The sequence below is a fragment of the Exiguobacterium sp. s102 genome (genome assembly GCF_018618635.1).
GTDB classification, from domain to species: domain Bacteria; phylum Bacillota; class Bacilli; order Exiguobacteriales; family Exiguobacteriaceae; genus Exiguobacterium_A; species Exiguobacterium_A oxidotolerans.
Map to the genome: position 1 here is coordinate 31,503 of NZ_JACSML010000005.1, position 23,606 is coordinate 55,108.

At 47.3% G+C, this 23,606-nt stretch carries 23 protein-coding genes and 1 pseudogene; 20 read left to right on the plus strand and 4 right to left on the minus strand.

Annotation, left to right across the window (positions count from 1 at the left end; translation table 11 throughout):
- The first annotated feature begins 50 nt into the window (after positions 1-50).
- From KNQ02_RS12315 to KNQ02_RS12325, 3 genes are all read left to right on the plus strand, one after another.
- Entirely contained in the window at positions 51-2,438 is a 2,388-nt protein-coding gene (locus tag KNQ02_RS12315; RefSeq protein WP_214808710.1) for a carbohydrate binding domain-containing protein, read from the plus strand.
- A gap of 127 nt (positions 2,439-2,565) precedes the next feature.
- A complete protein-coding gene (locus KNQ02_RS12320) occupies positions 2,566-3,039 on the plus strand; it encodes a hypothetical protein (RefSeq protein WP_088836164.1) in 474 nt (157 codons plus the stop codon).
- 486 nt (positions 3,040-3,525) lie between these two features.
- On the plus strand, positions 3,526-3,825 hold the full coding sequence (locus KNQ02_RS12325; protein ID WP_214808713.1) for an excalibur calcium-binding domain-containing protein: 300 nt from the start codon (positions 3,526-3,528) through the stop codon (positions 3,823-3,825).
- A 43-nt stretch (positions 3,826-3,868) separates the two neighbouring features.
- Here the strand turns inward: KNQ02_RS12325 and KNQ02_RS12330 are convergent, their stop codons facing one another.
- Positions 3,869-4,192 carry a thioredoxin family protein gene (locus tag KNQ02_RS12330; RefSeq protein ID WP_088836166.1) on the minus strand — a complete coding sequence of 108 codons (324 nt, stop codon included), beginning with the start codon at positions 4,190-4,192 and terminating at the stop codon, positions 3,869-3,871.
- Between the two features lie 306 nt (positions 4,193-4,498).
- Between KNQ02_RS12330 and KNQ02_RS12335 the strand changes: the two genes are divergently transcribed.
- The 9 genes and pseudogenes from KNQ02_RS12335 (at position 4,499) to KNQ02_RS12375 (ending at position 15,538) form a co-directional block, all read left to right on the plus strand.
- Positions 4,499-5,368 carry a cation diffusion facilitator family transporter gene (locus KNQ02_RS12335; protein WP_214808775.1) on the plus strand — a complete coding sequence of 290 codons (870 nt, stop codon included), beginning with the start codon at positions 4,499-4,501 and terminating at the stop codon, positions 5,366-5,368.
- Positions 5,369-5,576: 208 nt separating this feature from the next.
- Positions 5,577-6,065, plus strand: a complete 489-nt coding sequence (locus tag KNQ02_RS12340) for a MarR family winged helix-turn-helix transcriptional regulator (RefSeq protein WP_088836167.1) — start codon at positions 5,577-5,579, stop codon at positions 6,063-6,065.
- Positions 6,058-7,782, plus strand: coding sequence for an ABC transporter ATP-binding protein (locus KNQ02_RS12345; RefSeq protein ID WP_214808716.1), 1,725 nt, complete (start codon positions 6,058-6,060; stop codon positions 7,780-7,782). Before KNQ02_RS12340 ends, KNQ02_RS12345 begins: the two co-directional genes overlap by 8 nt.
- Positions 7,779-9,647 (plus strand): ABC transporter ATP-binding protein, encoded by a 1,869-nt coding sequence (locus KNQ02_RS12350; RefSeq protein ID WP_088836169.1) that lies wholly within the window; start codon positions 7,779-7,781, stop codon positions 9,645-9,647. The genes KNQ02_RS12345 and KNQ02_RS12350 overlap by 4 nt, the downstream gene beginning before the upstream one ends.
- Before the next feature lie 148 nt (positions 9,648-9,795).
- Positions 9,796-10,095: a rhodanese-like domain-containing protein gene (locus tag KNQ02_RS12355; RefSeq protein ID WP_088836170.1), complete on the plus strand. Its 300-nt coding sequence runs from the start codon at positions 9,796-9,798 to the stop codon at positions 10,093-10,095.
- Positions 10,096-10,141: 46 nt separating this feature from the next.
- A complete protein-coding gene (locus KNQ02_RS12360) occupies positions 10,142-11,560 on the plus strand; it encodes an MBL fold metallo-hydrolase (RefSeq protein ID WP_214808718.1) in 1,419 nt (472 codons plus the stop codon).
- Positions 11,561-11,733: 173 nt separating this feature from the next.
- Entirely contained in the window at positions 11,734-13,539 is a 1,806-nt protein-coding gene (locus KNQ02_RS12365) for a mechanosensitive ion channel (RefSeq protein WP_214767271.1), read from the plus strand.
- 39 nt (positions 13,540-13,578) lie between these two features.
- Positions 13,579-14,645: pseudogene (locus KNQ02_RS12370) on the plus strand (amino acid permease); the annotation flags it as partial.
- Positions 14,646-14,755: 110 nt separating this feature from the next.
- Positions 14,756-15,538: a GNAT family N-acetyltransferase gene (locus KNQ02_RS12375; RefSeq protein ID WP_214767269.1), complete on the plus strand. Its 783-nt coding sequence runs from the start codon at positions 14,756-14,758 to the stop codon at positions 15,536-15,538.
- Positions 15,539-15,720: 182 nt separating this feature from the next.
- Here the strand turns inward: KNQ02_RS12375 and KNQ02_RS12380 are convergent, their stop codons facing one another.
- Both KNQ02_RS12380 and KNQ02_RS12385 read right to left on the minus strand, forming a co-directional pair.
- The gene (locus KNQ02_RS12380) at positions 15,721-16,173 is read right to left on the minus strand and encodes an NUDIX hydrolase (RefSeq protein ID WP_353048421.1); all 453 of its coding nucleotides are present in this window, start codon (positions 16,171-16,173) and stop codon (positions 15,721-15,723) included.
- Positions 16,170-17,252 carry a nitric oxide synthase oxygenase gene (locus KNQ02_RS12385; RefSeq protein ID WP_214808722.1) on the minus strand — a complete coding sequence of 361 codons (1,083 nt, stop codon included), beginning with the start codon at positions 17,250-17,252 and terminating at the stop codon, positions 16,170-16,172. The genes KNQ02_RS12380 and KNQ02_RS12385 overlap by 4 nt, the downstream gene beginning before the upstream one ends.
- Before the next feature lie 184 nt (positions 17,253-17,436).
- On the opposite strand from KNQ02_RS12385, the gene KNQ02_RS12390 reads away from it, so the two are divergent.
- Positions 17,437-18,294 (plus strand): YihY/virulence factor BrkB family protein, encoded by an 858-nt coding sequence (locus KNQ02_RS12390; protein WP_088836176.1) that lies wholly within the window; start codon positions 17,437-17,439, stop codon positions 18,292-18,294.
- 78 nt (positions 18,295-18,372) lie between these two features.
- Here the strand turns inward: KNQ02_RS12390 and KNQ02_RS12395 are convergent, their stop codons facing one another.
- Complete coding sequence (locus KNQ02_RS12395) at positions 18,373-19,227, minus strand: sulfite exporter TauE/SafE family protein (RefSeq protein WP_214808724.1); 855 nt, start codon at positions 19,225-19,227, stop codon at positions 18,373-18,375.
- Between the two features lie 119 nt (positions 19,228-19,346).
- On the opposite strand from KNQ02_RS12395, the gene KNQ02_RS12400 reads away from it, so the two are divergent.
- The 7 genes from KNQ02_RS12400 to KNQ02_RS12430 all read left to right on the plus strand — a co-directional run bounded on the left by KNQ02_RS12400 (position 19,347) and on the right by KNQ02_RS12430 (position 23,600).
- Positions 19,347-20,204 (plus strand): LysR family transcriptional regulator, encoded by an 858-nt coding sequence (locus tag KNQ02_RS12400; RefSeq protein ID WP_214808726.1) that lies wholly within the window; start codon positions 19,347-19,349, stop codon positions 20,202-20,204.
- 105 nt (positions 20,205-20,309) lie between these two features.
- Positions 20,310-20,573, plus strand: coding sequence for a metal-sensitive transcriptional regulator (locus tag KNQ02_RS12405; protein ID WP_029332497.1), 264 nt, complete (start codon positions 20,310-20,312; stop codon positions 20,571-20,573).
- A 57-nt stretch (positions 20,574-20,630) separates the two neighbouring features.
- The gene (locus KNQ02_RS12410) at positions 20,631-21,110 is read left to right on the plus strand and encodes a DsrE/DsrF/DrsH-like family protein (protein WP_088836179.1); all 480 of its coding nucleotides are present in this window, start codon (positions 20,631-20,633) and stop codon (positions 21,108-21,110) included.
- Positions 21,111-21,188: 78 nt separating this feature from the next.
- Positions 21,189-21,494 (plus strand): rhodanese-like domain-containing protein, encoded by a 306-nt coding sequence (locus KNQ02_RS12415; protein ID WP_214770531.1) that lies wholly within the window; start codon positions 21,189-21,191, stop codon positions 21,492-21,494.
- Between the two features lie 26 nt (positions 21,495-21,520).
- On the plus strand, positions 21,521-21,817 hold the full coding sequence (locus tag KNQ02_RS12420) for a rhodanese-like domain-containing protein (RefSeq protein WP_088836180.1): 297 nt from the start codon (positions 21,521-21,523) through the stop codon (positions 21,815-21,817).
- A gap of 48 nt (positions 21,818-21,865) precedes the next feature.
- Positions 21,866-22,432 carry a sulfurtransferase TusA family protein gene (locus KNQ02_RS12425; protein WP_088836181.1) on the plus strand — a complete coding sequence of 189 codons (567 nt, stop codon included), beginning with the start codon at positions 21,866-21,868 and terminating at the stop codon, positions 22,430-22,432.
- Positions 22,433-22,463: 31 nt separating this feature from the next.
- Complete coding sequence (locus KNQ02_RS12430; protein ID WP_214767259.1) at positions 22,464-23,600, plus strand: MBL fold metallo-hydrolase; 1,137 nt, start codon at positions 22,464-22,466, stop codon at positions 23,598-23,600.
- The last annotated feature ends 6 nt before the right edge of the window (positions 23,601-23,606 follow it).

Here is a 23,606-nt window from a genome sequence, read left to right on the forward strand (position 1 = left end):
AGGTCGAATTACATCGGTCTTGCCTGTTTTTTGTCAAAGGAGGATTACAGATGAAGAAATGGCTCGCAGTCGCCCTTGGGACAGGCTTAGTCTTAACTTATGCCGGGACAGGGCATGCTGAAAAAGCAGACAAACAGGACAAAACGAAATGGAAAATGGTCTGGTCGGACGAGTTTACGAAACAACAACTTGACCGGACGAAATGGAACTACGACACGGGAAACTGGATCGTCGATGCGGACGGCAACGGCGTTTCATCCGGGTGGGGAAATAACGAAAAACAATATTATACCGACAAAAAAGACAATGCCTTCATCCGTGACGGAAAACTCGTCATCCGCGCAAAACAGGAAAAGACGACGGACGCCTTCGGAAGTTATGACTACACTTCGGCAAAATTGAAGACAAAAGGACTGTTCAGCAAGACGTACGGCCGTTATGAAATCAAAGCGAAGCTGCCGACCGGTAAAGGACTGTGGCCAGCGTTTTGGATGTTGCCGGAGCAGGACAAGTATGGTGCCTGGGCATCGTCCGGTGAAATCGATGTGATGGAATCCTGGGGCAGTCAGCCTGAAAAGGTCGCGGGGACAATTCATTACGGCGAAAACTGGCCGAATAATAAATATACCGGTAAGGATTATCATTTCCCGGACGGTGAGCGGATTGACCAGTGGCATACATATGCCGTTGAGTGGGAGCCGGGTGAACTCCGTTGGTACGTCGACGGAAACCTCTATCAGACACAAAACGATTGGTACAGCAAAGGAAAAAATACGGCGACGAACTACAGTTATCCGGCACCGTTCGACCAAAATTTCTATCTCGTGATGAACCTCGCTGTCGGCGGCTGGTTCGACGGGGAAGTCGACGCGACGACGAAGTTCCCGGCTGAGATGGAAGTCGATTATGTCCGGGTCTATGACCTGAAGAACCGCGCCTACCGGGAACCGGTCGAGCCGGTCTATGAAGACGTGACGTTACCGGACGGGGCGAAGCAACCGCTTGAAGACGGAAACCTCGTCTATGACCAAGCGTACGAAAAAGCGATTAAGACGATTACGGACGGCGCGCAGACACTTGATCCGACCTACTGGAACTATGTGACGTTGCCTGACTTTGGCGGCACGGGATCAGTCGACGTGACGGAGCAGGACGGAACACGTTTTGCTGACATGATGATCACAAAGCCTGGGGCACAGACGTACTCGCACCAATTGATTCAAAACGTTTCGCTCGCACAAGGTGGCCGTTATCAAGTCAGCTTCGACGCGAGTAGCGACCAGGCGCGGAAGATGGTGGTCAAAGTCGGTGGTGGTGCTGAACGCGGTTATACGAAATACTCGAATGAAGAATCAATCGATTTAACGACGACCATCAAGCCTTACACGTTTACGTTCGACATGACGGGTGAAACGGATCTTGCGGCACGACTTGAATTCAATTTAGGTCTCGCGCAAGCGGGCGTCAAAATCGGCAACGTCCGTGTCGAACAGATTCCACGCGGTGAAATCGATGAAGCGGCAACAAAACCGGCTTTACCGGACGGCAATCAAATCTACAACGGGACGTTTGACCAAGGGGCGATGGATCGTTTGACGTATTGGCAGTTTGATGCCGGGAAAACGAAGGGGACGGGATCGGTCGACCCGGTAACACGTGACTTCACATTCAAAACGAATACGAAAAAAGGACAAAACGCGACACTGTCGCAACAAGGCGTACAACTCGTAAAAGACCATCAATATGTGCTGCGTTTCAAAGCAGCAGCAAAACGGGTGAACAAGATAAATGTTCAGTTGACGGATGCGACAGAAACGACGGCTTACCTGCCGGAACAACGGATTGCGCCGAGCGGTAAGATGGAGACGTTTGAAGTACCGTTTACGATGACAGAAGCGACCGATCTAAAAAGTCGTCTCCAGTTCATTCTTGGATCAGAGAAAGGGGAAGTGGCCATCGATGATGTTGAACTCTTTGACACGACGCCGATCGAGATCGATAAGTCGCCGTTAAAAAACGGCTCGTTCACGGAAGGGCTGAACTTCTGGAGTTCATACGTTCATTATGATGCACAAGCGGTCGTCTCGACGGTGAATGAAGCTGCAAAAATCGCGATTGCTTCAGAAGGACAGGAGCCATGGAGCGTCTTACTGGAACAAGGGAACTTAGCGCTCGTCAAAGGACAGACGTACCAGTTGACATTTAAGGCATCGTCGACGGTTGCACGGCCGCTCGAAGTGACGGTCGAAAATGCGGCGTATACGCGTTACTTCAGTCAGGTCGTCGAACTCGGGACGGAAGCAAAAACGTATCAGTTTGACTTTACGCTCGGACAAGACGATACAGCTGGTCTGAAGTTCTTGCTGGGAAAAGCGGCAGGCTCTCCGTTTGCGGCGCATGACGTGATGATTGATGATGTGAAGCTGGAAGTAAAATAAACCGGACGAGCCCTGACCTGTTAGGGCTCGTTTGTTATGTAATTGAATATTTTTACTTTTTATGGAAGGTTTGACGAGAGGGACGTCGAATACTAGTTCATATCAAAAGTAATGGAGGAATTTGAAAATGCCGAAGGGAACAAAGTCTTATCTCGTACTTTTTTGTACGCTATTACTCGTTTCGATTATGTTGAACGGCTGGCCAGCCGGAATTTATCCGGATGGTTCGATTGGTATAGTACAAATTCTTACGTCGATTGGCTGGTTTGCTTTCTTGATGGGATCAATCCTCATCCTTAAAAACACATCGCTCATCCGTTTTCTGTTTAACTACCTTCGTTTTGGTTTCATCGGCGGGATGGTCGTCTATTTGATTACATTGTTTGAGAATCACCTTTGGGATCAGACGTGGTTTGACATGATGTCAGGAATCCAATATCCACTGTATGTTCTGTTTGTCGTGCCGATGTTTGGTTGGAATGCCTTTACTGCAATTCCGTATGGTGATTTTTCATTTTTAATTGGTTTCCTCTATCTCTTGATTGCCTTCGGTTTAAGCCTACGGTATAAGAAAATCAAGATTGAACGGTTGCGTTACTGAATGGTAATTACAAGTAGGGCCCGCTTCATTATGAAACGGGTCTCAGACTGTAGACAACGTACGATGTACTATCGGGAGAGAAAGCGTCTCTTTTTTCGTTGCTTTCCTCGGGCGAGGCGCAAGCCGTTGCTCCTTGATCCTCACGGACAACGAGCAGGGTCTTGCCTGCCTCTGGCAAGTCGCGTTAAAAACGCACTTTTTCCCGTAGGAGTCAACGAGACGTGACGCTTTTTAGGTAATACCGTGACGGAAAGCCGGGCATGCAGACAGTTGAGCACAATCTGTCTCAAATCGGCATGTTCACACTTAATAAGCGTTTGTCTACACGCTAGGGCCCGCTTCATAATGAAGCGGGTCTTTTTTTGTCTTTTAAACTGTCAGATAAGTCATATCTCTAAATTTTAAAAATAGGAAACTATTTCTAAAGAAATCTATTATAATCAAATTATCACTAAGATTTGGTTTTTTAGAAACGGAGGTAACCTGATGAAAAAAGCATTAAAGATTGTCATGACAGGTGTACTTAGTATTTCATTACTTGGCGCTACATTTGGTCAAAGTGACGCAGCGACTAAGGCGAAGGCATTTAAAAACTGTACGGAGATGCAAAAAACGTATAAAGGTGGCGTCTCGAAGAAAAAGGGTTTGAAAAACCGAACGGGTTACGATAAAAATGGGAAAGCCATTTATAAGAAAACAAAGTACGCCCAACATGTAAGCTTAGCGACGTATAATCTCAATAAGTCAAAAGACCGTGACAAAGACGGCATCGCCTGCGAACGCTAAAAAAAGCCCCGCTCTCCTGAATGGAAAGTGGGGCTTCATGCGTTTAGTTGAAGTTCTTTTTGAGGAAGTCTGTCACTTCTCCTGGTGTTTTTGCGTTGGCGCTATGCAAGTGACCAAGCTTCTCGCTGTTTTGGAAAACGAGTAAACTTGGAATTCCCATGACGACATTATCGGATGCGATTTCCGGGAACTCATCTTTATCGATCGTATAGATTGGAAGTTCTTTAAATTGTGACTCGACGTCCGGCATGAAGTAGTCCATCCGTTTGCAGTCCGGGCACCAGTCGGCTTCGAACTTGATGATGACCGGTGTTTCGCTTGCGATTAGTTCTTTAAACGTGTCTTCACTCTTGATGTAGTTACTCATGTGTAAATCCCCCTATAGTATGATTGTTTGTCTTTAGTCTACTGACTCTGGTAAGAAGATGCACGGATTATGCTTTTTTTGTTCAATAAATTTCCGCAAAAAAGTTGGTTGTTCAAGAGATGTAAGCGGTTTTTCTGTTCAAGAATGTTGGATTACTAGGGCTTGATCTATTTTGCCTATAGAAAACAAAGTTGGTCATTTATTAATTATCTAGTTATAAACAAAATGATTTCTCTAGACCCACTTGTATTGAACTGCTACGATAAGTTTTCGGAATTAAGCGAGTAAGTGGGGGCGGGCGGAATGATGGACGAACAAAAATTCGATAATCTAAAACGGGGCGAACGCGGTGCGATGATTAGCATTGCAGCCTATATCCTATTATCCGTAATTAAATTGCTTGTCGGCTATTCAGCGGATTCTGCCGCTTTACGGGCAGATGGTTTGAACAATACGACGGATATCATCGCATCGATTGCTGTGTTAATCGGATTACGAATTTCCCGTCGTCCGGCAGATGACAATCATAAATACGGTCACTGGAAAAGTGAGACGATTGCGTCGATGGTCGCTTCTTTCATTATGATGGCAGTCGGTCTCCAAGTGTTGATTGATACGATTTCAAGCTTATTTGAAGGAAAACAAGAATCTCCAGATATCGTAGCTGCCTATGTCGGAATCGGTTCGGCAGTCGTCATGTATTTTGTCTATCGGTATAACCGCAAACTGTCTGAAGAAATTGACAGCAAGGCTGTCATGGCAACGGCGAAAGACAATCGGTCGGATGCCTGGGTCAGTATCGGAGCGTCAATCGGAATCATCGGTTCCCAGTTCGGGATGCCGTGGCTTGATATCGTGACGGCGATCATCGTCGGTTTCTTAATCTGTAAAACGGCATGGGATATTTTCTCGGAAGCTTCCCACGAACTGACGGACGGCTTTGATGAACAAAAGCTGAAGATGTATGAGGACGTGATTTTTGACCTCGAAGGTGTCAAAGGAATCAAGTCAATCAAAGGACGGAACTATGGCAATAATGAAGTCGTCGATGTCGTGATTCTCGTCAATTCGACACTCAACATCCACCAAGCCCATGATATCGCAACACGAGTCGAAGATACGTTGACGGACGAATATGGCGTCTACGACATTCATGTCCATGTGGAGCCGGAGTGAACTATAGAGAACGACCATTTCTAGGTAGAGAAATGGTCGTTTTTTTGTGTATTCATAATCTGTGGTCACTCTTTGAATTTGCTAAAAATATTATGTGCATTTTCACATTGTTATTTAGTTGACTTTACGAATGAATCGGCGTAATTTAGTTTACATAGATAATCATTCCAAATGGAACGATTCGAAATTGAACAAAGGAGTTGAATCCATGGAAACAGAACAGCAGGAAAATTTACGATCGGCAACGATGATGAAATCGTTTTGGAACATCCAGCGCCACTTGATGCGTTTTGCCCATCAGACGGCACAGGAAAATGGACTCAGTATGCCGCAATTTCATAGTTTAATGACGATTGCACCGCGCGGACCGATTACCCAAAAAGATTTGGCAGCACAGACCCACTTACCGAAAAGTACGCTCAGTCAATCGATCGAAGGACTGGTGCAGTCCGGCTGGATTGTTCGCGAGACGAACGAACAAAATCGGCGCGAAGTGATTTTGTCGCTCAGTGAACAAGGAGAACGTTTCGTTCAAGAGATGAAACAACAAGAAACCGGGATGCAACAACGCCTCGAGAAAATTTTGGAAACGATTGATCCGGAAGCCTTCGAGCAGATGCTTGCGACCCATGACATCATTGCCCGTGGCATGAAAGAGATTCTCCCGCCAGGAAACGGAGGTTGTACACGTGATTAAGTTACTCAAAAATCTAAAAGTCTATAAATTGGCGGTCCTCGCCGTATTGGTCCTCGTCTTCGCCCAGTCGATGTCCGATTTGTATTTACCGACTTTGATGGCAGACATCATCGATAAAGGCGTTGTCGTCGGGGATACAGGCTACATTTGGAAAATTGGTGCGGTCATGCTGGGCATCACGGCACTCGGTGCGACAGCTGCAATTGCCGCAAGTTATTATTCATCAAAAGCGGCGATGGGACTTGGGCGTGACATTCGCCGGAAAGTCTTTAACCACGTCGAACGTTTTTCACTGCAAGAGTTCGACCAGGTCGGAACGGCGTCGCTGATCACACGGACGACGAACGACATCACACAAGTCCAACAAGTCGTCATCATGATGTTGCGGATGGTCGTCAGTGCACCAATCATGTTCATTGGTGGTCTGATCATGGCGGTCTCGAAGGATGCCAAACTATCACTCGTCATCGTTGCCGCGATGCCCGTCCTCGTTGTCTCGATTTTGTTGATTTTATGGAAAGGGGTGCCGCTGTTCGGACAAGTCCAAAAACGACTCGACCGGTTAAATCTCGTCTTACGCGAGAATTTGACAGGCATCCGTGTCATTCGTGCCTTCAACCGGGAGAAAGAAGAAAAAGTCCGTTTGACGCAAGCCAATGCGGATCTGACGGACGTCTCGATTAAGGTCAATAAGATCATGGCATTTTTGATGCCGACAATGATGCTCGTGATGAACTTGACGGTCGTCGGCGTCATTTGGTTCGGTGGGATCCGGATTAATAACGGCGGCATGCAAATCGGTGACCTGATGGCGTTCATCCAATACGTCATGCAAATTATGTTCGCCCTCGTCATGGCATCCGTCATGTTCGTCATGATTCCCCGTGCTGCGGTCTCGGCGAAACGGATTAATGAAGTCCTCGAGATGACACCGACGATGGTCGATGAAGGAAGCGCTTCAGCAGACCGTGAGCCGGGCACGCTCGTCTTCGATCACGTGACGTTCAGCTATCCGGGAGCAGAAGCGCCGGTGCTGTCGGATATCAGCTTCAAAGCACGTCCTGGTGAAATCACCGCTGTCATCGGCGGGACCGGTGCCGGGAAATCGACGCTCGTCAATTTGATTCCCCGTTTTTACGACGTAACGAGTGGCAGCATCCAAGTCAACGGCGTCGACAGTCGTGACGTCCCCCAAGAGGAATTACGTTCGAAAATCGGCTTCGTGCCACAAAAAGCCCTATTGTTCACGGGGTCGATTGCGGACAACATCCGTTTCGGGAAACAGGATGCATCATTAGAAGAAATCGAACATGCAGCGCGTGTCGCCCAAGCGACCGACTTCATCGAACGGATGCCGGACCGGTACGATTCCGTGATTGAACAAGGCGGATCAAACGTTTCCGGTGGCCAAAAACAACGGCTTTCGATTGCCCGGGCGCTCGTCCGGAAACCCGACCTTTATGTGTTCGATGACAGCTTCTCCGCCCTCGACTTCAAGACGGACGCAACACTCCGAAAAGCATTAAAAGAAGAAACGCGTCAAGCGACCGTTCTGATTGTCGCCCAACGTGTCAGTACGGTCATGGATGCGGATCAAATCATCGTTCTTGAAGAAGGGCGCGTCGCAGGAATCGGCACGCACGACGAACTGTACGCAACAAACGATGTCTATCAAGAAATCGTCAAATCCCAACTGTCAGAGGAGGAAATCGCATGAGTCAGACAACGAAACGACCTGCCGGCGGACCTCCGGGTGGACCGGGTGGCGGTCCCGGCGGTGGAAACATGATGATGATGGGGGAGAAACCGAAAGACTTCAAAGCGACGTTCCGTCGGTTACTCGCCTATTTAAAACCACGGCGGACGGCACTGATTGCTGTGTTTGTCGCCGCGATTCTCAGTACGGTCTTTATGATCGCAGGACCAAAAATCATGGGGACAGCGATTACGGAACTGTTCGAAGGGGCGTATGCGAAGTTCCAAGGGGTGCCGGGCGCTGAAATCGACTTTACGAAGATTGGTCAGATTTTGTTACTGCTCGCAGGACTTTACGTCATCAGTAGTATATTTAGTTACATTCAGCAATACATCATGTCGAGCGTCGCCCAAAAAACGGTGTATGACTTACGGGAGGACGTCAATCAGAAACTTGAGCGGTTACCGCTGAAGTATTATGACGGACGACCGAACGGGGAAACGCTCAGCCGGGTGACGAACGATATCGATACGATTGGGAGTACGCTCCAACAAAGTGTCACATCGTTCATTACGTCAATCGTCACGATCGTCGGGATCTTAATCATGATGCTGACGATCAGTCCGCTCTTGACGCTGATTTCACTCGTGACGTTACCGTTATCGATTTTTGCGATCCGTCCGATTTTAAAACGGTCACAGAAGTATTTTGCTGATCAACAACGGACGCTTGGTCAGCTGAATGGCCACGTCGAAGAGATGTATACGGGACATCCGGTCGTCAAGGCGTTCGGTCACGAACGGAAAGCCGTCGCAGAGTTTGACGACGTCAATGAACAGCTTTATGATGCCGGACGAAAAGCGCAGTTCATTTCCGGCATCATCATGCCGATGATGATGTTCATCGGGAACATCAGTTATGTCTTGATCAGTGTCGTCGGCGGGATTTTAGTGACGCAACGCAGTATCTCGATTGGGGACATTCAAGCCTTCATCACGTATACCCGACAATTCACACAACCGATCACGCAGACGGCGAACATCGCAAATATCGTCCAGTCGACGGTCGCAGCAGCAGAACGTGTTTTTGAATTGTTAGATGAAGAAGAGGAAATCAAAGAAGTGACAACGCATCATCTCGCGCGTGCGAAAGGTGCCGTCGCGTTTGAACATGTTGACTTCGGTTACGGAAAAGACCTCTTGATTGAAGACATGAACATCGATGTCCGGCCGGGACAAACCGTCGCGATCGTCGGTCCGACCGGTGCTGGGAAAACGACCTTAATCAACCTGTTGATGCGTTTCTATGAATTAAACGGTGGTGCGATCCGGATTGACGGAATCGATACCCGTGACATCTCCCGGGAAGACCTACGGACGACCTTCGGGATGGTCTTACAGGATACGTGGCTCTTTAACGGGACGATCCGCGATAATCTCGCGTACGGGAAAGTCGGAGCATCGGAAGAAGACATCATCGATGCGGCGAAAGCAGCCCATGCCGATCACTTCATCCGGACGTTACCGGACGGGTATGAGACGGTCTTGAACGAAGAGGCCTCGAACATCTCACAAGGGCAAAAACAATTGTTGACGATTGCCCGTGCGGTTCTCGCCGATCCACCGATCATGATTTTGGATGAAGCGACGTCGAGCGTCGATACGCGGACGGAAATCTTCATCCAGCAGGCGATGCAACGCTTGATGGACGGACGGACGAGTTTCGTCATCGCCCACCGCCTGTCGACGATTAAAGATGCGGACTTAATCCTCGTCATGGATCAAGGGCGTGTCATTGAACAAGGAACGCATGAAGCGTTGCTAAAAGCAGATGGTTTCTATGCGGACCTCTACAACAGCCAGTTTTCCGAAAAAGAAGTCGTATGACAGGATCGTAAGAAATGAAGCAGTTCCTCGAGGAGAGGGGCTGCTTTTTTTGTCGGAATAATCCTTTCCCTTGATTTTTAATACCGCAGGGGGTATATTATGAGCAGAAATCATTTTGCCGAACGGGCAACAAAAGGAGAGAAACTTCATGAAAAACATGTCGACGACTGAACTTGAACAAACACTTCAAACGGATGCATCAATCCAGTTGATTGATGTCCGCGAAACGGATGAATACGCAGGCGGTCATATCGAACAGGCTAAAAATGTTCCATTATCTGAATTGACGGAACGCACGGCTGAACTGGATGCCTCTCAACCGCTCCACGTCATTTGTTTATCGGGTGGACGGAGTATGAATGCTTCGATGTATTTGGAACAAGCAGGCTTCGACGTCACGAACGTCGACGGCGGAATGATGAGCTGGGAAGGAAACGTCACACGCTAAGCAACGATCAATCGGGTACGACCATTCAACTAAAGGAGGAATCGTTATGTTATTACGCTATTTCTATGATGAAAAATTAGCACAAGCTTCATATATGGTAGGGTGCCAGAAGACAGGGGAAGCGATCGTTATCGATCCGGCACGAAACATCGAACCGTATCTCAAAGAAGCGGAAAAAGAAGGGCTTCGAATTTCGGCGACGGCGGAAACACACATTCATGCCGATTTCGTCTCTGGGACACGCGAATTCGCGAAGCGTCTCGGAACGATAGCTTATCTATCAAACGAAGGCGATGCTTCTTGGAAGTATGGTTTTGCTTCAGAGATTGATGCCCGTCTCGTCAAAGACGGGGAGACGTTCAAAGTCGGGAATGTGACGCTTGAAGTCATGCATACACCAGGTCATACGCCGGAACACATCTCGTTTGTCTTATACGATCGTGATCAGACAGTTCCGATGGGGATTTTCACAGGTGACTTCGTTTTCGTCGGCGATATCGGACGTCCGGATTTACTGGAAGAAGCAGCCGGTATTCAAGGAACGACAGCCCTCGGTGCGAAGCAAATGTTCCAGTCCTTGAAACGCTTCAAACAACTGCCTGACTTCACACAAGTCTGGCCGGGACACGGTGCAGGAAGCGCGTGCGGGAAAGCCCTCGGTGCTGTTCCGACATCGACGGTCGGCTACGAAAAAGTGACGAACTGGGCACTCCGGATGGAGGATGAAGCGGCATTTGTTAAAGAATTAACAACGGATCAACCAGAACCACCGAACTACTTTGCGATGATGAAAAAAGTCAACAAAGAAGGCATTGTCGTGACGACAGAAGTTGATCGTCCACGCCTTGCTGAAGCGAACACGGTGGAAGAACTCGTCAAGACGATGCAAGTCGTCGATACACGAGACGGAAAAACATTTGGTGCCGGACATGTACCGGGGACAATCAACATTCCCTACAATTCGAAATTCGTCGCCTGGGCAGGCTGGTTAGTCGATTTCAATCAGGATATCGCGATTCTCGCAGCAACGGATCAACTGGAAACGATTCAAACGGATTTACAATCGATCGGACTGGATCGTTTCGTGACATTGATTGATGTCGAAAAACTGACAGCGAGTCAGTTAACAGAAAGTTATCCGGACTGGACAGCAGACAAAGCCATCGCAGCAGCTGAAGCCGGTGACGTCTACGTCCTTGACGTCCGAAATAAAACAGAGTGGGAGGAGAGCCATTATGAACAGGCTCACCGGATTTTACTCGGAAAACTTGCGTCACGTCATGAAGAGCTTCCGAGCGACCAACCGATCGCCGTCCACTGTGCGTCAGGGGTCCGGTCACGGATGGCGGTCAGCGTCCTCCAATCACTCGGTGTGAAGAATGTCATTAACATCGATGGCGGGTATGCAGCGATTGAAGACGTCTTACACGATCAGACCGTCGCCGGAAAGGCAACGTCACGTTAATCAAATAAACAATGTCGAAACGGATGATTCTCGCGAGGGTCATCCGTTTTTTAGTGTTTCTTGAATTGTCTGTCAATTTGACTGAAAGCGTGTTTACTTCATTCACAACAGGGGGAAATGATAGATGTAAAGGTATGCCGATAATCCATTTTTTAAAAAAGGAGTGTGACAGGATGAACAATATGTGGAACGATACTTCGCTAAACCTGAACGGAATGTTCGGTGTTCTTGGTAACATATTAGGTGCACTACTTGTGTTCCTAATTGGTTGGCTGATCGCAAAATTAATTGCGAACGGCATTCAAAAGGCACTAGAAAAGTCAGGTGTCGTCAAGAAGTTGATGCCAGAAAAGTCAGCTGAAGCGACAACGAAGAAAAAGAAATGGACACCAGAAAAAGTCGTTGGAACAGTTATTTTTTGGGTCTTAATGGTTTTTGTACTAATTTTAGTGTTCAACATTCTTAATCTTGGCATCATTGCAGCACCACTCGCAGACACAATGAGCACGCTGCTTGCGGCAATTCCGAACATCTTAAAAGCTGCACTCGTTCTACTGTTCGCCTATATTATTGCCGTCGTCTTACGGATGGTCATCGTCAAAGGTGGAACAAAGTTGATGGCGAACGAAAAGGTTCGTTCAAACAAGATGTTACAAGGACAAGCCGATCTATCGAACTATCCGAAAATTGCCGGGGATATCGTCTTCTACTTGGTTTTATTGATTTTCCTACCAGGTGTACTTGATGCCCTCAACATTGACAGTGTTTCGGAACCGTTCAGTCAACTGTTATCCTCGTTCTTAAGCTTCATCCCACGACTAATCGCAGCAGCAGCTATTTTGCTAGTTGGGTTCTTGGTCGCAAAAATTGTCCGCGATATCGTGACGAACTTCCTTCATGCGATTGGGACGGATAAATTTGCTTCCCGTTTTAACATCGGGACAGACAATCAAAAAGATTCAAAATCGGTCTCGTCAATTCTCGGGACAGTCGTCTTCATCTTGATTTTGATTCCGATCACGATTTCAGCACTTGATCAACTGAACATCGAAGGAATCAGTGCACCAGCAATCAACATGCTAAACGATGTCCTCGGAATGATTCCGAACATTGTAATCGGCGTCGTCTTGATTCTCGTCGGTGTCTATGTTGGACGATTCGTAAAAAAATTCGTCACCGACCTTCTCGTCCGACTCGGTTTTAACAATTTGACACGTCACTTGAAAATTGGAAACTGGGATGCTAACAATACGTCGATGTCACCTTCTTCACTCGTCGGTGCTCTCGTTGAGATTATCATCGTCGTCCTGTTCGTCGTCGAAGCCTTTAACCTGATTGGTCTGAACTTCATGGTCGATCTTGGACGAGCTGTCCTTGCCTTCCTTCCGAGTGTCTTGACGGCGATTGTCATTCTCGCAATCGGGATTATCGTCAGTAACTTGGTCAAACGCGCGATGGATAGTTTGTTCGGCAGTTCTGATCTTAAAGTCCTATCGAATGTTGCACGTTATGCGATTTTAGCCCTCGCGATCTTCATGGCACTCGATCAACTTGGGGTCGCAGCGACGATCGTCAACTCGGCCTTCATCTTGATTCTCGGAGCAGCCGCCCTTGCCTTCGGCCTCGCCTTTGGTTTAGGTGGTCGCGATAATGCTTCGCGCTACCTTGATCGTCTCGAGAAGAAAGCAGAAGAGACAGAGCTTGATACGTCGAGTCTTGCTTCGGACCGAACTCCATCAGCTCCTAAGCCAAGCCTGAAAGAAGCGGCTAAAGGTGCAGCTTCGAAAGCAGCAGATGATGTCACGCCAGACCGTGCCCCACGTGCTTCCCGTTCGACGGAATCGACTGATGAGAAACCGACGCACGGTAAGCCAAAAGGTGCGCTTCCTGAAAATGATTTGGCACAACAGGATGATTATCCGATTGACCCAGATGGAAATCGTGGACCAAATCTTGATCATCCAAACGATCGTCCGTAAGTAACGTGTAACTCCTTCGCTAGTATGCGAAGGAGTTTTTTACTCGGAATCGGTGCCATCATTGGTACAGGTATTTTCGTTTTAATAGGAACAGGCGCCTTATACGCAGGTCCAGCATTACCGGTCTCATTCATTATTTCAGCCATCGTTTGTGCGTTAGCCGCCCTCTGTTATGCCGAATTTTCCTCGATGATTCCTGTCTCGGGTAGTGTATATACATACACCTACGCTACGATTGGCGAACTCGTTGCCTGGATCATCAGGTGGTGTTTAATTTTAGAATACGGTCTGGCTTCGAGTGCCGTCGCGACAGGGTGGTCAGGTTACTTCCAGTCGTTGTTATCGGAATTCGGCATTGAACTTCCGACGGCGCTCCGTGCGGCACCGGGCGCCGTACCTGGCAGTGAAACGTTCTTTAACTTACCGGCATTCTTAATTTTGATGGTCATTACGTTCTTGTTGTCACTTGGAATCAAGGAAACAAAACGTGTCAATAACGTGATGGTACTCGTTAAAGTCGCCGTCGTCATCTTGTTCATCGTCGTCTCTGCAATTATGGTCGGAATCGTCCCGTTCAAACAATTTGAAGGTGTCGATAGTCCGGTTTCGCTTGCGTTAAAAGTCGCAGGTCAAAACTGGGTTGCCGGATTGGAGCCATCGTCGGGATGACGACAGTTATTCTTGTCATGACATTTGGTCTCGTCCGTCTGTTGTTTGCGATGAGTCGTGATGGATTATTACCGAAAGTTTTCTCGGACGTCAATGAAAAATCGCATACACCGGTCAAGGCGACTTGGATTCTCGGTACCGCTTCTGGTTTGATTGCTGGATTCGTCCCGCTCGGTACGTTGGCGGAATTGATTAACATCGGGACACTCGCTGCGTTCGCGTTAATCGCCGTCATCATCTTGCGTCGGACGCGTCCGGACTTAAAACGGGCGTTCAAAGTCCCGTTCGTCCCGGTTCTCCCGATTTTATCGGTCCTCGCGTGTATCATGTTAATGTTGAATCTCCAAACCTTTACGTGGATTGCGTTCTTCATCTGGACAGCGATTGGTTTGCTTGTCTACTTCGGTTACGGAAGAAGCCGTTCGAAATTAAATTAAGTACATGATCACTCTCGATTTCATCGGGGGTGATTTTTTTGTTGGAAACAAGTGCAGGAAACATCTTGTAAAAAGTCGAACGATTGAAGAGAGAAGAGGAGGGACTACATATGATTCATATTAAAAGAAATCCTGATTTAGAATCTGCCTACAACGCGATGCAAGAAGGGTTCAGTGATTACATGATTCCGCTCGGTTTGTCATTTGAAGTGTTTCAGGAACGGATTTTGACGCGAGATGCCAATCAATTGGAACACTCGTTTGTCGCCTTTCATGGAGAACGACCTGTCGGATTATGGCTGAACGGCCTCAAGAAAATTAAAAAAGAGCAAGTCATGCGGTGTGGCGGGCTTGGCGTAGATCCGCAATATCGCCGTCTCGGCATCGCAAAAGCATTATACGAGGCTCAACTAAGTTATGCGAAAGAGCTGGAAGTCGATCGATTAATGCTTGAAGTCATCCAAGGTAATACACCTGCAATTGATTTGTATCACCAGCTTGGCTACCGCCAAGACCATGAACTCGGTTATTTTCAGCGCGATGAACCGAACCAGGTGAATCCACTCGTTGAGATTGATGAAGTGGCATTTGAACGGAGATACGCCCAACAAGGCGAATACATTTGGCAACAAGATCCGGGCGTGATGAAATATAGAAAGGCCACCTATTATGAACTGGATGGAGCATTCATCGCTGCTTCAAACGACTCGATTTTTGCCATTGTGACGGAAGAATCGGAGGTCGCGCGCATCGCAACGGAAGCGACCCGACGTTTGAGTGGAATGACGTATCAATTGCAGTCGACGAATCCACTCGTCTGGGAAACATTGCGTGCAGAAGGATGGGCGCAACGTGATTTAAAACAATTCGTCATGAGTAAAGCCATTCGTTAACGAAAAAAATAGCCATCGTTCGGAAGTAGCAAGCACTACTTTAGAACGAATGGCTATTTGTCATGTCCATAAGCTGATCATGACGAGGATGGCGAAAATTACGAATAAGATTCCAGTGCCACCCAGCATGATAAGCATAATTTTGTTCATCATTGGAAAATGCCTCGTCTCTAAGAATGAATTTATGAAGAAATACTTGCTATATAATCTTGAATCATCAGAAGATGCGAACCGACGATGTTATCCGGTAAGTCCGTCAGGGACACATACGTCAATGCAACACTTTCATCACTGACACGGAGTGTGCCGGAAGTATCGGACGCAACGTATGCGAGGGTGACACTTTGAAAGACATCCCCGTTCGCGAGTGTCGTGACGTAATTTTTACCGGAGTAGACACCGAGCAGCTTGAGCGTCTTTGCGACGAGTCCGGTTTCTTCGAATAATTCGCGTCGGGCCGTCTCTTCCGTCGATTCTTCCCATTCCATGAGACCACCCGGAAGACCGAAACGTGCTTGTTCTTCATCTCGTTGTTCGAGTAAAATCTGACCTTCCTTAATGACGAGGACGACGGCACCGACTAAAATCAGTGGAGTGGGTCCGACTAAATCACGGATGGATTTGACGTAATTCACCACGGCACCTCCTGGTGGAACGGACATCCCGTGGCTTGCGTCTGTTTCGGGAAAAAGTTCGGTCGCTGTAACGCATTGTCATAATCTTTATGGAAGACATGTGTCGCTGCTCCGCTCATCGGTGGAACGAGCCACGACCATTCCCCAGTGACGTCGCGACCGCAAGCGGCTTCATTTTTTTCGAACCGGGCGAATTGTTTGGCCGCCGTATGATGATCGACAATCGTCACTCCGGACCGCTCGAAGGATTCGAGGACGGCGACATTGAGTTCGACGAGGGCCCGGTCTTTCCATAAGGCGCGCTCACGGGACGTGTTCAGACCAAGTTGTTCAGCGACAAGCGGTAAGAGATTATAACGGTCCGCGTCAGCAAGGTTACGGGCTCCAATTTCAGTTCCCATATACCAGCCATTGAACGGAGCACATGGGTACGAAATGCCGCCGATTTCAAGACGCATATCGGAAATCATCGGGACGGCGTACCACTTGATGTCGCGTCCTGCGAACAAATCATAGTCGGGATGGATGATCGTAACTTCAAGAATCAGTTCTTGTGGAATCTCATGGAGTGTTACCTGTCCATCGAGTTCAACCAACAGCGGTAAAATATCAAAGGCGGTCCCTTGTCCCGTCCACCCAAGTGCCTGACATTGTTTCGTGAAAGCGGTGGATGCAGGATCACCAAGTACGCCGTCGGCCGTTTCGTAGCCGGCGTAACGAATCAGTTGATGATTGAGGACGCGGACACGTTGCGGATGGAAAATCGTGATTGTCGAACGGATCCGTCCCTCATTGGTGGCGTGGCGAATGTGGTGGAACAACGCGTCTCGAATCGCTTCGATCGTTGTCGCCGCACGGGCATCGATGACGTGCAGTTGATCCCAAAAGAGCCGTCCGATGCACCGGTTGCTGTTACGCCAAGCAAGTTTCGCTCCGAACGTCACTTCGTCCGTTGTTTGTGTATAGCTTCCCGTTCGTAAAATTTCATCGCGCACGTCGTTCAAACGATTTTTTGTGTGTGGTGTCTCTTCTATATAAGTCGTCAAGAAGCGTTCTGCTTCGTCTAGTAAATGTTGCACGGCGTTTGAGTCCTTTCTTCATCCAAAGCGACAGAGTTTCTTATTCTAGTGTACAAGGTGAATGGAGGAAGCGCCAACTCATAGCAATTGCCCGTTTTTTGATACGTTCAAAAGACGTTCACAGATTAAGTGGGAGAGGGAAGGGGGATAGATAAGAGAATCAATCGAAAGTGAGGAACTTGGCATGTCTTTAGTCAAACCGGTTTTTATTCGCTTTTTTGGCGAAGCTTTTTTCGATAAGTCGGCACAGCTGGCCTATTATTTGATGTTGTCCTTATTTCCATTCTTATTATTCGTTGTCGGATTAGTATCTTTTTTACCATTCACTTCCGGTGAAGTCCTTGATTTGATTCGTCCTTTCGCACCAGCAGAAACCTATGATTTAATTCGCCGAAATGTCGTAGGGATTTTTGACGAAGGGGGATTAAAACTTGCTTCGATTAGCTTCGTCGCAGCCTTTTGGCTCGCCTCGATGTCTGTCCAGTCGCTCGTCCGGTCCCTCAATGATGCCCTCGAGGTGACAAGGAAAGTGCCGTTTTGGCGGGGCTTATTACAAGACTTCGGATTTACGATTGGGATGATGTTCATCTTGCCGTTTTCGCTGCTTGTTCCGGTCGCCGAGAAATTGGCCCGACGCTTCATCAATCATTTTGCACTCATCGCGGATGTTGCAGCAGACTATTCGTCCATTTGGTTTGTATTCCGCTGGGGGCTCGGTTCCTTGTTTCTATTTGTGTTCTTTGTATTGTTGTATCGCATTTTACCGAGTGTCCGTTTGACGATTCGTCAAGTACTCCCGGGGGCATTATTTACGACGATTGCCTGGCAGGTCGTATCGGAAGTCTTCTCATACTATGCGGAGTTTGGGAGTTACAATCGTCTCTACGGTCAGCTCGCAGGAATCATCGTCTTGATGACCTGGTTTTATTTATCCTCCGTTGTTTTGATGCTCGGTGGATTGATGAACGCAGAACGGATGCGGCAGAAAAAAGAGGCGAAGATCATGAAGCCTGAAAAAATCAAAAAAGAAACTGTCCGCTGAGGGCAGTTTCTTTAGTTTGCACGTAAAGGGTTATGAAGATTGTTTTCGCTGTGGACGCGATTCAAAAAGACTCATGTCCTAGGAATGTCTACTTCTTACTTTTTGATAGAAAAATAGAAGCAATAGCCCAATCGTAAAGATGCCGAGCAAGATGAGCGATCCTGTTTCCTGCTCTAAGACTTTCAAGACGACACTGACGGCGACGACGGCGTAAAAGATGCCAAGACTCTTTCGGACGAAACGATCTTCGAACAGATGGAGTAAAGAAGCACCAATCGGAGAGCCGATAAACGCACCGACGATTAAAGCAATGCCGAGATAAAGCGGAGCTTCGGTACCGGAAGCAAGATAACTGGTGACACCGCCGAGGACGATCAGTGTCGCCGAGGCGATGCTCGTGCCGATGGCTTGTTTGAGTGGGAAACGGACCCATCCCATCAAGAGTGGCGTAAGCAGGAAGCCACCACTGACCCCCATGAGGGAGGAGAGAATCCCGGCAGCAAATCCGATGACGATCAATTTATAAAGATTCGCTTGTGTGATATGTCCTTCGACTGGTTTTCGTTTCGGTGGTTTTAAGAACTGAATCGCAAACCACGTCAACAAGACGATGTAGAGGGCAGAAATCATGGCATCGGCTCCAGTCCGTTGTTCGAGCCAAAAGACGACCGGCGTGATGACGGCAGAACCGACGATCCCGGATAATCCGACGGCTAACGCATCACGGACATGAAAATTTTTCAGACGCATATGGGATACCGTCCCGGTCACGGTCGAACCGAGTGTCAATAACAGACTGAGGACGATCGCGGTACTGGGTGGATAACCGAGAATTAATAAGAGAGGAGTTAAAATAATCCCTCCGCCGATTCCGAAAAAGCCGGATAAGATACCAATTGTTGACCCTAAAAGTATAAACAGGATGAATTCCATGCAGTAAACCCTTCTTTCTTTTGTACTTAATCTATCTTTACTGTACAGCGTGATGATTGATTACGAAAATAGATTATACTGATCTAAATGATTATAAAAGTTAATGAGGAGGGAAAAGAATGCGTCTCCACGAACTAAGAACGTTTATTTCATTAGTCGAAACGAAACACTTTACGAAGACAGCAGAACAACTCTATATTTCACAACCAACGGTCAGTCTGCATTTAAAACGGTTAGAAACGCATTTTGGACAAGCGTTGATTCACCGGCATTCCTTTAATAAGACGATTGAAATATCAGAAGCCGGACAATTGGTTTATCGCCACGCGAAAGAAATCCTGCATCAAGTGGAGCGACTCGATCAAGAGATGGATGAACTCGAAGGACTTGTCCGCGGTCATTTGAAGATTGCTGCGACACATACGATTTATGAAACGATGCTCGAAAAAATGATCCATCGTTTTGTAAATCTGTATCCGGAAGTCGTGATTGATGCGAAATTGATGAATCAGGAACAAGTCGAACAAGCTGTGCTTCATTACGAAATTGATTTAGGTCTAGTCGAAGGAGTTGTCGAAGCACCACAAATTGAGGTAACGCCGTTTACATTCGATCGCCTCCGGGTGATTGGTCGACGAGAACTTGACCTCAGTGAGGCGACATTCATTTACCGTGAGGAGGGGTCTGCCGGGCGAGCAGCACTCGAATCCTGGTTAGCGACGAATGATATCGTTCCGCAACGTATCATTACGGTCCATTCGAATCGTCTCGTCAAACAGTTGATTGAAAATGGAACGGGTATTTCGATGATTTCCGAGCGGTTGGCGGGAGAGATGCTCGATTCAGCAAACTACCGGCTTCACAACGAAGATCCGGTTCACAAGCGGACTTTTCAATTCGTGACGTTAAAGGGACAACCGACGCGGCTTTCCGAGAAGTGGATGGCGATGGTAGTGGAAGAATTCAAACAGAATTAAAAAAAGAAAACTTTTCCGTTGACTTATACCCCCATAGGTATTAAAGTATGAAATGTACCAACGAGGTATGACGAACGTCACACGAAAAAGGAGAGTGGTCTTCAAATGGAAAAATTATATGAAGATCGAATCATTCATCGAATGAACCGGATTGAGGGACAACTACATGGCATCGTCCGTATGATGAAAGAGGATGCTTCTTGTAAGGATGTCGTCACACAGCTCAGTGCGACACGTAGCGCGATTGATCGTGTCATCGGACTGGTTGTGAGTGAAAACCTCATCGGTTGTGTCAAAAATGATGAGACAGAAGAAAATCATGAACAGGCTGTTGCAGAAGCCGTTCAATTGCTTTTAAAAAGCCGGTAAAATTTTTTAGAATAATTTATACCCCTATGGGTAAAAGTAGACGGAGGAATTAGTTAAATGTCAGATGTTAAAAAAACAACGATTGTATTGTTCAGTGGAGATTACGATAAGGTGATGGCAGCATATATCATCGCAAATGGAGCAGCAGCGTATGATCACGAAGTCACGATTTTCCATACGTTCTGGGGATTAAACGCGATGCGTAAAGATGAACCGATCCAACCGGATAAAACGTTCCTCGAAAAAATGTTTGGTAAATTCATGCCACGCGGTGCAGATAAAATGCCACTTTCGAAAATGAACTTCGGTGGTGCCGGTCAAAAAATGATCAAAAACGTCATGAAAAAACACAACGCAATGCCACTTCCGGATTTGATTGAACTTGCAAAAGAACAAGACGTGAAGCTTGTCGCTTGTACGATGACAATGGACTTGCTTGGTCTGAAACAAGAAGAATTGCATGATGGGATTGAATACGCAGGTGTTGCAGCATACCTCGCAGACGCAGAAAACGGAAACGTCAATCTCTTCATCTAACTTAGAGAATGGAGGCATCACAAAGTGGATATCTTAACCGTTGTTTTTCTACTGATCGTCGCGTTTCTTGCTTACCGCATGTTTGTACCGACGAAAGGTGTCGCGAAAATCTCAACAACTGAACTAAAAAGTAAATTAAATGAGCGTAATCGGTTTTACTTGGACGTCCGGACACCGGGCGAATTTAAAGGAAACCACATTAAAGGGTTCAAAAACATTCCGCTCCAAACGTTACCGGCACAACTCGACAAAATTCCGAAAGACAAGGAAGTTATCGTGATCTGTCAAAGCGGGATGCGAAGTAAACAGGCTGTCAAGCAACTCAAAAAAGCAGGTTATCCGAACGTAACGGAAGTATCAGGCGGCATGAATGCGTGGCGCTGAACGTAAACTAAAGGAGGATGAAGTAAATGAAACGACTAACCGCTAAAGAAGTACAGGAAAAGCTTGAAAACGGGGAACACTTAAACATCATCGACGTACGTGAAGTCGACGAAGTGAAAGAAGGCAAGATTCCTGGAGCGAATCATATTCCGCTTGGTCTCGTTGAATTTAAAATGAATGAACTCGATAAGAAAAAAGAGTACGTCATGGTTTGTCGTTCTGGTGCACGCAGCGGTCGCGCGACAACATATCTCGAAGGACAAGGCTACAATGTCATCAACATGGATGGCGGCATGATGTCCTACGAAGGAAAAACAGAGTAAAAATTTTAATCTTAAATATACCCCTAGAGGTAAAAGGAGCGAATACTTTTGCAGACAATTAAAACAGACGTTGTACTTGACGCACGTGGACTCGCTTGTCCGATGCCGATCGTCCGTACGAAAAAATCAATCAAGACACTCGAACCGGGTCAAGTCATCGAAGTGCAGGCAACCGATAAAGGGTCAACCGCTGATTTACGTGCTTGGGCGAACAGTACCGGCAATCAGTACCTTGGAACGATTGAAGAAGGGGACGTGTTACGTCATTACGTCCGGAAGTCTTCCGGAAACGATCAGGAAGCTCCTGCTTTCACACAAGTAGTGAATAACGAGACACTTGAAGCAGTGCGCTCAAACGACGACGTGCTCGTTCTCGATGTACGTGAAACAGCAGAATATGCCTTTTCACATATCCCGAACGCGATCAACATTCCGCTCGGTGAGCTCGACACACGCAGTGATGAACTCGATAAAACCAAAACGATTTACGTCGTTTGCCGGACAGGCAGCCGGAGTGATCTCGCATCACAACAACTGGATGCAAAAGGATTCACGGTTCAAAATGTCGTACCGGGCATGAGCCAGTGGACGTTTGATACGGCAACGACTGTTTAATTACTAAACCGCTTAGGAGGAACAACAACAGATGGCACATGCAATGACGACTCAAGAAGTCACACAAAAAGTTATTAACCGTCAACCATTCTTTATCTTAGACGTCCGGAACGAAGATGCATTCGCGGACTGGAAAATTGAAGGTGAAAACTTCAATTATTTGAACGTTCCATACTTTGATTTACTCGATGGTGTCGAAGACATTCTCGATCAACTGCCGACGGATCAAGACGTTCTCGTCGTCTGTGCAAAAGAAGGTTCTTCTATCTTCGTCGCTGATTTGTTAGAGGAAGCAGGACGGACTGTTTCTTATTTAGCAGGTGGCATGAAGGCATGGAGCGAGCACCTCGAACCGATTTCACTCGGAACATTGAATGAGACGGGTCAAGATCGTGGTGAAGTCGTTCAGTTCGTCCGAATCGGAAAAGGATGTTTGTCTTACATGATCATCTCGGAGGGCGAAGCGGTCCTCGTAGATGCAACACGGATGACAGATGTCTATCTTGATTATGCAGCAGCACGTCATGTCAAAATCACACATGTGTTTGATACACACTTACATGCCGATCATATTTCAGGTGGTCGTGAAATTGCTGAAAAAACGGGTGCGACCTATTGGTTACCACCAAAAGATGCGACAGATGTGACATTCGAATATGCGGCACTTGAAGATGGCAGCCATGTGCAAGTGGGGGATACACAAATCGACGTCCTTGCCCTTTATTCCCCGGGACATACGATTGGTTCGACATCATTCGTCGTCGATAACCGGTATCTCTTAACGGGTGATATCCTGTTCATCGATTCGATTGGTCGCCCTGACCTCGCAGGTCTTGCGGACGACTGGGTCGGTGACTTACGAAACTCGCTTTACAAGACGTACCGTGAACTTTCGAACGACTTGATCGTGCTTCCGGCACACTTCATGTTGATTGAAGAGTTGAACGCAGATGGCAGTGTCGCGGAGAAACTGAATGTTCTCCTTGCGAACAATCACGGTTTGAACATCGAAGACGAAAGTGTCTTCCGTAAGATGGTGACAGAGAACTTGCCGCCGCAACCAAATGCGTATCAAGAAATCCGCGAAACGAACATGGGTAAGAAGACACCAGATCTCGAAACACAACGTGAGATGGAAGTCGGTCCGAACCGGTGTGCCGTTCGTTAATCAGCT